Below are 12,004 nucleotides of genomic sequence, written 5' to 3'. Positions count from 1 at the left end.
GCCCTCATCAATCCCTATGCTGCACTCAAATTTACCTGAACCTCAACTGCTTAAGGTCTTGCTGGAGCCGCTACTCGAAGATTTTCAGTACTGGTTCACGCGATCGCGATCGCTCTTGCAGACAGAAGTGATTCCCTTCTTGAACGTGGCGGAACAGCAGGCACTCCTTGAACGGGTGGAGACGGCTCTCAACGATGTGATTGCTACCCAAAGCCTCTTTCGGGCAACGGACGGCCAAGTGGGGGTTGATACACAGGTACTGATGCAGTGGCATACGCTCTTGATGGAGTGCTGGCAGGTTGCCCACCACTATCGCTTATCCAAATCTTGTGACGCTTAAACCATTCTCGGCGCTTGGCTTGGAGGTGCTCTCTTCATGTTGCAGTTGATCTATATTGTTGCCTTTACGGTCTTGGCACTACTGGCCATGGCTAATCTGATTCGCAGTTTGTTGACCCTCGGCATTGAATCACAACGCCAATTTTCACCGCCACGGGTGACCCATCCCGAACTGTTAGATAGCGATGGCCATGTGATTGATGAGCCCCTGTTGGTGATGCGCTCTCTCAGTGTGGAGGATGCCCGTGCCCAACTGGATGCGATCTACCGCGAATCCCCCAGCTACGGTGACGACGCCCGTGGAGAAACCCAAGCCTAAATTCTTAGGCTCCTATGGGCAGTTCCTGAGTCGCTGGTTTCAGGTGGATGCAACGGCGCTGGCGGAGGTCTTGGCTAGGGCACGGCAGGAGTTACCGGCGACGGAGGTCTTGCTGATTGGCAAACCTCAATCGGGGAAAAGTTCGATTGTGCGGGCAATGACGGGTGCCGATGCCAGTATTGTCGGGGCGGGGTTTCGTCCCCATACGCGGCAAACACAGCGCTATGACTATCCCACAGCTGAACTGCCACTGCTCACCTTCACGGATACAGTGGGCTTGGGGGAAACGCCAGCGCAAACGGCTGAGGTGGTGGCGGAATTGGATCACCTGTTGCAGCAAAGTCAACGGGCACGAGTGATTATTTTGACGGTCAAGGTAACGGATTTTGCGGGCGATCGCCTGCACCAAGTGGCAAAGGCACTGAAGAAGGCTCATCCAGAGATTCCCTTTATTCTGGCGATTACCTGTCTGCACGAGTTGTATCCTCCCCAGCAAGAAAACCATCCCCCCTACCCGCCAGACACTCCTGAGGTTAACTTGGCGATCGCCGGCCTGAAGGAACGCTTTGCTGACATTAGCGATCGCGTCATTCCCCTTGACTTTACGTTGGCAGAAGACGGCTACACCCCTGTTTTTTATGGCTTTGAGGCCCTTGCTACAACCCTAGAGGCAGTGCTGCCCAAAGCAGAAGCCCAACTGCTCCGCGAGCTGATCGCCCAATCCCATCTCAGTGATCAACTAGCTCCCCTCTATCGTCAGGTGGGGCGGCGCTACATTGCCCCCTTTGCAGTGATGGCAGGAACCTTGGCGGCAGTGCCTTTGCCCTTTGCCACGATGCCAGTCCTTGTGGGGGTGCAGGTGGTGATGGTGGTGCTGCTGGGGCAATTGTACGGTCAGACCCTTTCGCCTTCCCAAGCCGCGGGCATCTTAACCACAATTGGTGGCGGATTTGTGGCGCGGTTGGTGGGGCAACAGTTGATTAAATTTATTCCAGGTTTGGGATCGGTGCTCTCTGCCTCTTGGGCGGCGGCCTATACTTGGGCCTTGGGGGAAGCCGCCTGTGTCTATTTTGGCGACGTGATGGGGGGCAAAACTCCCGATCCGCAGCGCATTCAGCAGGTACTCCAAGAAACATTGGCAACCGCACATTTACGCTTGCGCCAAAGCGAGTCCTAAATCAAGCCATCGTTTTGAGGGGCATTGGCCTTCAGGGAGCCATCGGCCTGCCAGCGCACTTCCCCGGCTTCTCCGACCACAAAATAGGGAATTTCTTTCTCCTTTAGATAGCGGGCGATCGCGGGATCAAGGGCGTTGCGACTAAGAATGACACTGCGCGGCTTGACAATCTCAAAGAGGCGTGGCGTTAATTTTCGCCCCCACCACCAGAGAACCTGCGGTGGCTCCACGGGCGTCACGGCCAGCCAATCCGTTTGAGCGGCATCGCGACTGGGATCACTGACAAAGAGCCACTGACTGTTGCCCATCTCCAAGGTCAAGATAGCCGGATCCGCCCGCAGGACAGTAATTTTCACCTGACCCAGTTGAACGGGTTGCCGCAGGGGAAGCGATTGATGGGGCACCTTGAGGGTGGTCAACATTTCCCGGTAGGCAGGATCACTCTTGGCCGTTGGCACATCCGTAAACTGGCGAATTGGGGTGATCCCATGAATCTCGCGCCAGCCCTGTTGTTGACGGTACTGGCGATCGCTGGCCACCGCCCAATCAATGCGGTTAATGCCCTCTTGAGCTAAGAAAGCCGTTAGCCCTTGGGAATCCCCCCCATTGATCACCACTGTCCCCGCTGGTTGCTGAATCACCAGTGTCGGCACCTGTGTATTGGCCAGAACCGTAGCTTGAAAGAGGGTGTTTTGGCGCAGAATAAAGGGCACTAGGACAAGGGTGACGCCAAAGGTAAAGAGTAAAAACCAACGGCGCCGCCAGCGAGGACTTAGCCACACAAGGACAATCAGGCCATAGAGAACAACAACTTGCAGCCAACCCAGACTCCCAAGGGCAATCGTGGCGCCCGGCCACTGACCGATGGTTTGAATCAGCCACAGGAGGAAGGCCGCGGGATAGTAGAGGAGCCAAGCAAGCGCCGATCCCACAGGCGGAACGAGGAGGCCGGCCATCGCACTGATGAAGCCGCCAACCGTCAAGAGGACAAGGGGCAGATTGGCAAGGACATTGGCCAGCAGACTATACACGGGAAAAATGCCAAAGATTCCCAAAGAGAGGGGCAGTACCCAAAGGGTGGCCGCGAGGGGTACCGCGACAAGGTTGCGTAGGGGTGTTGGCAACCAATCGAGGCGATCGCTAATCGGTTGAGCACTGACAATGAGACCCAATGTGGCCAGAAAACTTAACTGAAAGCCAATGTCCTCAATCCACAGGGGATTGTAGATCAGCATGGCAGTGGCGATCGCCAGCAGGATCACGAGGGGTTGCCCCTTTTGGCCATTCACCAAAGCCACTAACCCCGCCAAGCCCATTAACACAGCGCGAATTGCTGAGGGGGCAAACCCACTCAAACAGGCAAAGAGCACCAAGACCCCAGCCCCCAAACCATAGCGCCACTGCTGCGGCAGGAAACGCGCCACCGCCAAGACAACTGCCAACAAAATCGCCGTATGAAACCCCGAGGGCGCCAGAGCATGGGATAGCCCCACGCGCCGAAAGCTGTCGCGCACCTCAAAGGGAATGGCCACCGCGCGGTTCCCCAGCACCATTGCCGAGACCACAGTACCATAGCGATCGCCCAACCCTTGGGCATGAACTTGGACAATTCGCTGCCGCAGTGCCCACAACCCCCAGGGTGATCCCTGATCCAAAATGGTGACCTTGTTGCCTGCTAAGCCGGCAAAGATGTGCTGTAACTGAAGCTGCCGCCGAAAGTTAAAGGCACGAAAAAACTCACTGCCCCCCCCACGAGGTAGATAGAGCCGCCCCGAAATCTGGATCCGTTGGCTGGGATGTAGCTTTGCCCCTGCCTCTGCTGGCAGTGTCACATAGAGGCGGCCACTGGCTCTCCCTTGCAGCACCCCACTTTGGGCCGGTACTGGACTGAGATTTTGATAACGCTCCACCCCTAGGAAAAAGCGTCGTCGCCCAGCGCGATTAGGCAGTGGTCTCGTTTCAACACGCCCCTCGACGAGCACCGTTGACGGTAGATTCAACGCTTCAAGACGCGGCACTAAACTGCTGATGTCATTCACCCCCGGCTGGGGCGTGCGCAACCACACATAGGCCATCGCTAAAAGGGCAACCCCGGTGGCGATCGCAAAACTTTGACTCGAAGGCAGGCGCAGCCAAACCTTACCGCCCCAGCGCCGCCCGCTGTAAAGCATCCCGCCTAGAGCCAAGACCCCCAGCCAGCCCCACTGAAAGAAACTGAAAACACACCCCGTAATGAAGGCGATCGCCCAGAGAATTCCATCCGCCTTGGTAATGCTGAACATAGCCTTGTTGGGGTTGGCGTCCAGTGGAGATACTTCAGGAGAAACTTTAAGACGACACCATGCTTTAGGGACAGAAGTTTTAGAACCAATTCAGACTTTAACCTATGTCATGCCAACACTAAGGGGCACCCGCGTCTTTTTTTCGGCGTCAATGGTCACCTCTTCAGGACGGCAGCGCACGACACTGACCTCAAGTCCCTCTGCGCCCTCAGCCTTCAAGTCCTCAATGTAGCCATCCTTCTCTTTTTCCGCCTCCATGGGTGTCAGAAAAGGGCCAAAGTAGTAGGTGCAGGGGGGGGTTTTCGTTTCTATCTTGACCCACCATGCCAAACCCATCCCATTGATGAGATCGGTGAGCCAGCTTGTAAAACCTGTATTATTGTCGCTAAACATTGACAGTATTCCTCCGAGACTTACCAAATTGCCCCAACCAATCAATACATCTCTTGGTTTGCTCTCTATTTGTGTATAACTGATCCCCCCCTAAATGTGTATGGCGAAAATTCCAAACCATCAATTGTCATATTTATTTACATTAAGAGTCCCCACGAGGACAAGATCACTCATTCAACCCTGACGCTGAAGGTAAACGCAGTGGCGCTGGGCATGACTCAAGGGGGTCGTGAATGGCTGAATGTCTAGCTGTTGACTGCGATATCGCGGCAAGAGGATCTCTAAATGCTGGGTATCCTCGTCGCTCCATTGGCCTCGGTACAGGACTAGAATGCCCCCCGATCGCAATAGGGGCAACCCATAGGCACAACAACGAGCGACATCACCAACGGCTCGAATCAAGGCCAAATCATAGCGGCGCTCATGGGCTTCTGCCCGTCCCCATTGCGGCTGAATGTTGGCCAAACCAACACTTGAAGGGAGAGAGTGCAAAAATTTGACTTTCTTTTGGGTTGCTTCAAGGAGCGTCACTGACCAATCGGGGCGGGCGATCGCCACCGGTACCCCCGGAAAACCACCGCCACTGCCAATATCAATGACCTGTTGAATCTTAGTTCCCCAAGGTGTTCCCCCAGTAGGCTGAAGCCATGGCGAAATCCCCCGCAACGAATCCCAGAGGTGCTTCTCCCAGAAATCAGAGACTGCCGTAATCCGCGTCAAGTTGATCCCTTGGTTGGCTGCGAGGATTGCCCCATAGAAGCGTTGGAACTGTTCCTGCTGTTGGGGTGTGGGTTGCCACTGGAGGGTCTCCTGCCAAGGGAATGGCTCAAGCAATAACGGACTAGGACTCGCCATCACCACCACTGGGCAACTCTTTCTTTGCTGTTAGCACCTCCCACGCCGCTTTGAGTCGCTCCTCAAAATCCTTGACATGGCTAGAGACGGTATCAGCATTCGACTTCAGCTCTGCGATCGCCGTTTCAAGGGCTTTTTGTACATCTGCTGGTAGGGCTTTGAGTTGAGCAGTTGCAAACCGTTGCAGAGCAGCAAGGAGAGCTTTTGCCGCTTCGGTGACCTCTTCTGGACTGACGGCTTCTGTTTCAGGTTCGGGAGTCGGGGACTCTGGTGGCGAAACTTGTTCTTCGGACATAGGGCAATGCTCCCAAGTGAGTACTCAACAACCTTAGCAATTATTTTGTGCGCCCCAGAAAAGGGCTGTACCCCTACCTTAGCAGATGCCCTTTTAGAGTGCCCTAACCCCCTAAAGATTAAAGTGAAACCCTGCCCCATTGGGCAGGGAAGATGCAAGGCATTAGAAGCTAAATGTCGTTCGCACAACCCCCAGAAGCAGCGGTGCGTTGTTACTGTTGCTGTTGGAATTGACCACGGCAATGAGGCCAGGTGTAATTGAAATATTCCGCGAGATCGGAATACGGTACAACCCCTCGATGTGGTAGGAGTTAAAGGTTGCAGGCGGTGCACCTCCTACATTACGAACGCTAATGGTTTGTGGGGGTTGACCGATAATCAAGCCCAGAACATCGCCCTTGCGCCAGATGTCCGGTACAGCAAAGGTGGCGGCCCAGTTTAAGACTTCTGCTTCTGGCCGTGGGGGTGCAAAGTTTTGCACTTGATAGACATTAGAGTAGCCGACCCAGCCTGCAATGTTGAATTTTTGAATGGGGCGGTAGGTAAACTGAAAGCCAAAGTTATCGGCTGCTGCATTGGGATTATTGGGAATGCCAATGGGGTTGGCAGCAGAGCCGTTAAACCCACTGCTTCCTGTTCCGCCAGCAACACCGACACCAAAGGAGCGCACATAGGTAAATCCCATGGCGAGGTTCTTCGCAGGTCGCCAGTCGAGTTGAGCCAAGGCGGCATAGGCACCGCCGAAGAGACCATTAGTATTTGGTGTATTTCGATTTGCATTAGCTGCGTTCGGTGCCTGATAGCTCAGATTTAGGGTTAGGCCAGTGCCCCGCTCTTTATTTTCAAGGAGGGTATAGCGCAGTGTTAAGCCAGCGCCGCCACCGAAGCGATAGAGGGGGTTAAAGCGACCGAAACGGCTGATGGCTCCCGTTTCAGCAGACTGCAAGAGGGGGTTAAAGGTGAAGACATTCTTATCGAAGTTTCCTGCTGCGGCGTCAAAGGCAAGGAACAGGCGTTTGGTCAGAGGGGTGCGATAGTAGAGGTCGTCGATTCGGAATTGCCCATTGGTGTTGGTATCGTAGCCAAGACGCGCCATGTTGGTACCGGTAACAGTTCCGTAGTTAGGCATATTGGCCTCCTGAATGCGCACCCGCAGGACATCCTTGCCATAGAAGCTGGTGTCAAAGTTCAGCCGAGCGCGGTAAGTAGCAACGGGATTGTCTTCGATAGTGGGACCGCGATTGGGAGAGGCGTTAGCGGCAACGGCTCGGGTGCCCGTGAGAACATCGGACACATTGAAGATGACTGAAGCGCGTAGTTTAGTAGTGGTGGCAAATCGAGTCGCTTCAAGGTTAGCAACGCGGCCTTCCAGATTCGTCACCCGTCCCTTGATCACGGCTAATTCGCTACTAAACTCCTGCGCCAGCCGCTGAAGTGTAGCCAGATCTTCCTTGCTGGCAAAGCGATCGCTAATTACATCGAGGCAGGCATTCAAGGCTGCAGCCATCTCAAAGCGTGTGGCGGCACGGTTGCCGCGAAAGGTGCCATCGGGATAACCGGCAATACAGCCATATTTCTCCACCAGTGAGGCCAAGGCTTGATAGGCCCAGTCCGTGGGGCGCACATCCGAGAGTTGATTCACTGAGGTTACTTGCGGCATTGTCCGTTGCATTCCCAAAGACGGCGCGGGGGCAGGGAGTCGGGGAGCTTGAGCCTCTAAGTCCGCCACTGCTGGCACTTGTGCCACTTGCAAGGGTGATTTTACTGAATGAGTCACTTGTTGCAAGTCATCATCAAGAAATCTAGAAGCACTCACATCACTCGTATGGGGTGTGTCTTGCAACTGATTCGCAGCTAATGCCGCTGACATTCCCCAAGCAGGAGCCAAAGCTAGCCCCAGCCAGACCGCGATCGATCTCGCCATTATTCACTCCTCAATCATGATCAAAGTATCTGCAAGCCTCGATTTATAGGATATTCAAGGGCAATCGGGCGATCGCCCCCACCACTTCTGAACAGGCAACTCTTACCTGCCCCCTAGGAAAAGTTAGGAGTAGATTCGCAATACGTTCATTGAGGCTGAACAGAGGAAAACGGTTTCTTTACCTTCTTTAGCTTGAACTATTTGCAAATAAAAGTCAACTACTTCTTGCAAATTTCTCTAAACCAGTCCCAACGCTGCCACAAGCAAATCTTGATATGCTTTTTAGCAATTCCCTTGATCGCTGCTGTCATGTCCTACTCCCTCCGTGTTGCTGATCTGCCCGTCGGCGATCGCCCCCGTGAAAAGCTACTCAGCCAAGGTGCCCGCTATCTCAGTTCCGCAGAACTGTTGGCGATTTTACTGGGGACTGGTCAAGGGGCGGGCAAACTCTCAGCCGTGGGCTTAGGACAATTTATCCTCAAACAGTTGGGGGAGCGCAGTGGTAACAGTACCGATGCCGTGAGCCTTTTACGCGACATTACCCCAGAGGAATTGATGGCCATCCCTGGTGTTGGCCCCGCCAAAGCCACGACCATTCTGGCGGCTGTGGAACTGGGGAAGCGGGTCTTTCAGTCGCGACCGGGGGAGCAAACGATCATTGACAATCCTGCCCTTGCCGCTGCTGTCCTCAGTACTGATCTCATGTGGCAACCGACGGAACGCTTTGCCGTTCTCTTGTTGGATGTGCGCCATCGCCTATTGGGGTCTCATGTGATTACGGTGGGAACCGCCACAGAAACCCTTGTCCATCCCCGCGAAGTTTTCCGTGAAGCGGTGCGTCGCAATGCGAGCCGCCTGATCATTGCCCACAACCATCCCTCAGGAAGTTTAGCCCCCAGTCAAGCGGATCTGGATTTGACAAAACAAATTCTGCAAGCGGGACAAATTATGGGCATTCCGGTGCTTGACCACTTAATTCTCGGCAATGGCGATTACCAAAGTCTGCGGGAAACAACCTCCCTATGGCAAGAGGTTCCCCAAGGGGATGGAGCTGCCTAAGGATGTTCCCAAGCTCCTCGATTTCGGGAGGCAGTGGCAGCCGTTATTCCTCGTCGTCAGGTTCGTTTTCCAGTAATGCCTTGGCTTCCAGTAACTGCTCTTTGTGGGCTTCACTAACAATTGGGTAGTGCAGGTTCAAACTCGCCAACTTTTGATAAATGAAGTGAGCCACCATGAGGCGGGCAAACCACTTGCGATTGGCGGGAATAATGTGCCACGGTGCCCATTCGGTACTGGTGTGGCGAAAGACATCGGCATAGGCGTCTCGATAGTCATCCCAGTGGGCGCGATCGCGCACGTCATCAATGGAAAATTTCCAGTTTTTTTCCGGGCGATGAATGCGCTCCAAAAAGCGTTTTTTCTGCTCTGCTTTGGAGATATTCAGGAAAAACTTGAGGATGAGAATACCATTGCGGGTTAAGTAACGTTCGTAGTGATTAATGTCCTCAAAGCGCTCTTTCCAGATGTGCTTGGTCTTGGTTTCGGGGGGAAGTTGTTGACGGTTCAGCAACTCTGGGTGCACCCGCACCACAAGAACTTCTTCGTAATAGGAGCGATTAAAAATACCAATACAGCCTCGCTCTGGCAATGCGCGGTTGGCGCGCCACAAAAAGTCATGATCCAACTCCTCGGCACTCGGTGCCTTAAAGCTATACACCTGACAGCCTTGGGGGTTAATGCCACTCATGACGTGTTTGATCGTGCTGTCTTTGCCCGCTGCATCCATCGCTTGGAAAATAATCAGCAGCGCATAGATATTCTGGGCATAGAGAACATCTTGGTAAGCGGCTAGCTTCTTAATGCCAGCGGCAAGGAGTTCTTGGGCTTCGACTTTGCTTTTGAGGCCAGCGGTATCCGCAGGATCATAGTCCTGCCAGTGAAATTTCCCCCCCACGGGAACAATGTAGCGATCGGGGTTAATTTGGTCGAGAAAATCTTGGGGAATCATGATCAGGAGGGGTTGCGGCAGAACTGTATCCTAGCCTACATTCTCTCATTGCAGAAAAATCAAAATATCCCCCTTTCGCGGCTATCTTTAACAAATTGTATAAGTCACAGGCAAAACAGAATTCTCTTTGTATGCTGTATCAGTAGGCGAGCGATCGCCCGCCATCGAATCATTTTCTGTCGTTTGCGTTTTGGACAGCCACCGTGGCTCCGATTAAACCTCACAAACTGGATCTCGATGCAAGTTACCCCTGTCCCTGTCGTCGCCAAGGGGAGTTGATGCCGATCGCCCTCACGGAAGCTTTTGGCTGTCGGCGCTGTCAGCAAATTTTTGTCGTCCGTCCCGATGGCTATTCGATTGAGCAGTTGGCCACCACCTATCCCTACAAACGCGCATGGTATTGGACAGGATTGCAGTGGAATCAGTTGCAGCGGGGCTTCTCAGAAAGCTATTGGTATTTTGCGATTGGCCTGAGCTTCTTTTTATTGATGCCTATTCTCCTGTGGCTGCCCTTACTTCTACAATTGTCCTTAAAACCTGAAGGGCTGCTATGGATTATTGCCTCCCTGCTGATTGCACTGACACCGGCATTTCTAGTCTGGATTGCCCTCTCCCGTCGTTGAATGCGCTGCGGCCATGTTGCCTGAGCCGCTAAGGGGGGCGCGGGTCGCCAGTACACACCTCAGCCAAGCCAGCTATGCCCTCCGTCAGGACGCTCTTCGGCGATTGATTGAGGAGTTGGCAACAGCAGAACCCCTCCTGTTGGAGCAAAATACGCTCGATCTTGAATCTAGCCGCGATTTAGCAGTGTCCCAGATTGTTCTTGGCTGGCTGCGGCTGACCCATGAGCGCCTCCACCGCATTCGGCAGTGGTTAGAGCACCTTTACCACGCGCCAGATCCGTGGCAGCAGCCGTTGCCAACGCGACCCGAGCGGTTTCAGTACGCCGTTCCCTTGGGGGTCGTGGCCTTGGTCTATGAAGGGCTACCCACTTTAAGTTTGATGCTGGCGGGCATGGCCCTCAAAACGGGAAATGCCCTTGTGCTCTGGAGTGGTGAAAGTAGCCGCTATACTGCTGGGGCGATCGCCAGTCTCATCGAGGCCGCCCTCAGTAAAACCAGTCTGCCCAAAGCCACCATTCAAACCCTCTCCCTGAGTCCAACCAGTTGGCTTGCGGATCCCGTCGCTGTTGATCTCGCTCTTGTCTATGGCCGCTCCCGCTTTGTGGCCGAGCAACGCGCTGCTGCTCGCTGTCCCTTGGTCTCTCTTTCCCTTGGGAATACCTATCTGGTTTGGGATGGTTCGGTGTCGCCAGAGAGTGTCCTCAACTGTATTCAGCACAGCCACCAAGCCAATCCCGATCGCGCCCTTGCCATTGAAAAGGTCATTGTGCTCGGTAATGTCAATCCCTCCCATCTGGCATTTGTGATCAATGAACTCACCCAAGCGGGCTACAAGCAGGGGGTGGATGAGCACTTACACCGCAACTATCCTGAAATTCCCCTCGTGGACGCCAGTGAGTGGCCGCTCCCCTATCTGGATCAACGCTTGGCGTGGCACTACGAAGAGGATCTCACCGCCGCAGTGCATTGGATTCACCAGTATGGCAGCGCCGCCAGTGGGATTATTGCCAGCAGCTACGAAGACTGCCGTGCCTTTTATCAGCAGGTGCAAACTCCCCTTGTTTTTGTCAATCGTCCCCCCCAACTAGAGCGCTTGGATGCCTTGGCCATTGGTGCTGCTGCAAGGGGTTGCCAGCGGGGACTCTTTGGCCTTGGGCAATTACTCAGCACCAAGCAGGTCTATTTGTAGGGAAATTTTAGCTGGAACTGACAGGGACAGGCGTGAGCCAATCGCCACTGCCATTGGTTTCCACTTCCGTGAGCCAGCGTTGATAATCGGCGACAAGGTGTTGACTGAGGCGTTGTTTAATCGTTAACAGAACGCTCTTGAGTAAGCCATTGCCGGTGGCTTCGAGAATCGGGCGCGGTGTGAGATCGAGTGGCGGCGGAATATCCACGCCCACCTGCAAGTCAGCTAGACCAATCAAATCCGTGCCGTTTGCCGTTGCTTGGGGAGACAAATAGCCTTGGAGCGCAAGGTGAAAGCGGCGATTAATGTAGTCCACGCCGCGAATTTCACAGCCGAGGGAGCGCAATTGTAAAGAGCCATCGCTATTAGCATGGACAGCCAGATCCACCGTGGGCTGCAAGCTGACCATGAGAAAGTTAAGGGGACGCATCTTGAGGCGAAAGCGATCGCTACCCAAAAATTCCACCCGTGTTGGGTCAGTCAGGGCATACACCAGCCGCTGGGGTTGGCGCAGGTAGTGCTGCAGAAGGGCCGTGGGCGTTGCAATACTGAGGCGCACAGATTGGCTGGCCTTAAATTCTAAGTACATAGCACACCTAGC

Annotated in this window: 13 protein-coding genes; 6 read left to right on the top strand and 7 right to left on the bottom strand. The window is 54.1% G+C overall.

Going from position 1 to position 12,004, the window contains the following annotated elements; translation table 11 throughout:
* The first annotated feature begins 16 nt into the window (after window positions 1-16).
* From RHJ31_RS04795 to RHJ31_RS04785, 3 genes are read left to right on the top strand one after another with little or no spacing between them, the layout of a single operon-like run.
* On the top strand, window positions 17-340 hold the full coding sequence (locus tag RHJ31_RS04795; protein ID WP_286625093.1) for a DUF2605 domain-containing protein: 324 nt from the start codon (window positions 17-19) through the stop codon (window positions 338-340).
* 36 nt (window positions 341-376) lie between these two features.
* On the top strand, window positions 377-658 hold the full coding sequence (locus RHJ31_RS04790; RefSeq protein WP_149819439.1) for a DUF2973 domain-containing protein: 282 nt from the start codon (window positions 377-379) through the stop codon (window positions 656-658).
* Window positions 627-1,835, top strand: coding sequence for a GTPase family protein (locus RHJ31_RS04785; RefSeq protein ID WP_302677560.1), 1,209 nt, complete (start codon window positions 627-629; stop codon window positions 1,833-1,835). Before RHJ31_RS04790 ends, RHJ31_RS04785 begins: the two co-directional genes overlap by 32 nt.
* On the opposite strand, the gene RHJ31_RS04780 is transcribed toward RHJ31_RS04785, so the two are convergent.
* The 5 genes from RHJ31_RS04780 to RHJ31_RS04760 form a co-directional block, all read right to left on the bottom strand.
* A complete protein-coding gene (locus RHJ31_RS04780; protein WP_302677559.1) occupies window positions 1,832-4,117 on the bottom strand; it encodes a ComEC/Rec2 family competence protein in 2,286 nt (761 codons plus the stop codon). The two genes, RHJ31_RS04785 and RHJ31_RS04780, sit on opposite strands and share 4 nt — an antisense overlap.
* Before the next feature lie 102 nt (window positions 4,118-4,219).
* The gene (locus RHJ31_RS04775) at window positions 4,220-4,510 is read right to left on the bottom strand and encodes a DUF1816 domain-containing protein (RefSeq protein ID WP_302677558.1); all 291 of its coding nucleotides are present in this window, start codon (window positions 4,508-4,510) and stop codon (window positions 4,220-4,222) included.
* A 174-nt stretch (window positions 4,511-4,684) separates the two neighbouring features.
* Window positions 4,685-5,365: a 16S rRNA (guanine(527)-N(7))-methyltransferase RsmG gene (gene rsmG / locus RHJ31_RS04770; RefSeq protein ID WP_302677557.1), complete on the bottom strand. Its 681-nt coding sequence runs from the start codon at window positions 5,363-5,365 to the stop codon at window positions 4,685-4,687.
* Window positions 5,352-5,660, bottom strand: a complete 309-nt coding sequence (locus RHJ31_RS04765) for a hypothetical protein (RefSeq protein ID WP_149819447.1) — start codon at window positions 5,658-5,660, stop codon at window positions 5,352-5,354. The genes rsmG and RHJ31_RS04765 overlap by 14 nt, the downstream gene beginning before the upstream one ends.
* 162 nt (window positions 5,661-5,822) lie before the next feature.
* The gene (locus tag RHJ31_RS04760) at window positions 5,823-7,583 is read right to left on the bottom strand and encodes an iron uptake porin (protein WP_302677556.1); all 1,761 of its coding nucleotides are present in this window, start codon (window positions 7,581-7,583) and stop codon (window positions 5,823-5,825) included.
* Between the two features lie 309 nt (window positions 7,584-7,892).
* Between RHJ31_RS04760 and radC the strand changes: the two genes are divergently transcribed.
* Complete coding sequence (gene radC / locus RHJ31_RS04755) at window positions 7,893-8,642, top strand: DNA repair protein RadC (protein WP_302677555.1); 750 nt, start codon at window positions 7,893-7,895, stop codon at window positions 8,640-8,642.
* A 43-nt stretch (window positions 8,643-8,685) separates the two neighbouring features.
* Here the strand turns inward: radC and RHJ31_RS04750 are convergent, their stop codons facing one another.
* Window positions 8,686-9,591 (bottom strand): polyphosphate kinase 2 family protein, encoded by a 906-nt coding sequence (locus tag RHJ31_RS04750; RefSeq protein ID WP_302677554.1) that lies wholly within the window; start codon window positions 9,589-9,591, stop codon window positions 8,686-8,688.
* 203 nt (window positions 9,592-9,794) lie between these two features.
* On the opposite strand from RHJ31_RS04750, the gene RHJ31_RS04745 reads away from it, so the two are divergent.
* Window positions 9,795-10,214 carry a hypothetical protein gene (locus tag RHJ31_RS04745; protein WP_206200210.1) on the top strand — a complete coding sequence of 140 codons (420 nt, stop codon included), beginning with the start codon at window positions 9,795-9,797 and terminating at the stop codon, window positions 10,212-10,214.
* A gap of 13 nt (window positions 10,215-10,227) precedes the next feature.
* Window positions 10,228-11,403 carry a hypothetical protein gene (locus RHJ31_RS04740; protein WP_302677553.1) on the top strand — a complete coding sequence of 392 codons (1,176 nt, stop codon included), beginning with the start codon at window positions 10,228-10,230 and terminating at the stop codon, window positions 11,401-11,403.
* A 7-nt stretch (window positions 11,404-11,410) separates the two neighbouring features.
* Here the strand turns inward: RHJ31_RS04740 and RHJ31_RS04735 are convergent, their stop codons facing one another.
* Window positions 11,411-11,992 carry a DUF1997 domain-containing protein gene (locus tag RHJ31_RS04735; RefSeq protein WP_206200212.1) on the bottom strand — a complete coding sequence of 194 codons (582 nt, stop codon included), beginning with the start codon at window positions 11,990-11,992 and terminating at the stop codon, window positions 11,411-11,413.
* Window positions 11,993-12,004 lie beyond the last annotated feature (12 nt).

It is taken from the genome of Thermosynechococcus sp. JY1331 (genome assembly GCF_031583475.1).
Lineage (GTDB): Bacteria > Cyanobacteriota > Cyanobacteriia > Thermosynechococcales > Thermosynechococcaceae > Thermosynechococcus.
Note: the sequence above shows the minus strand (reverse complement) of the source record. Positions and strands in the feature narration are given on the sequence as shown.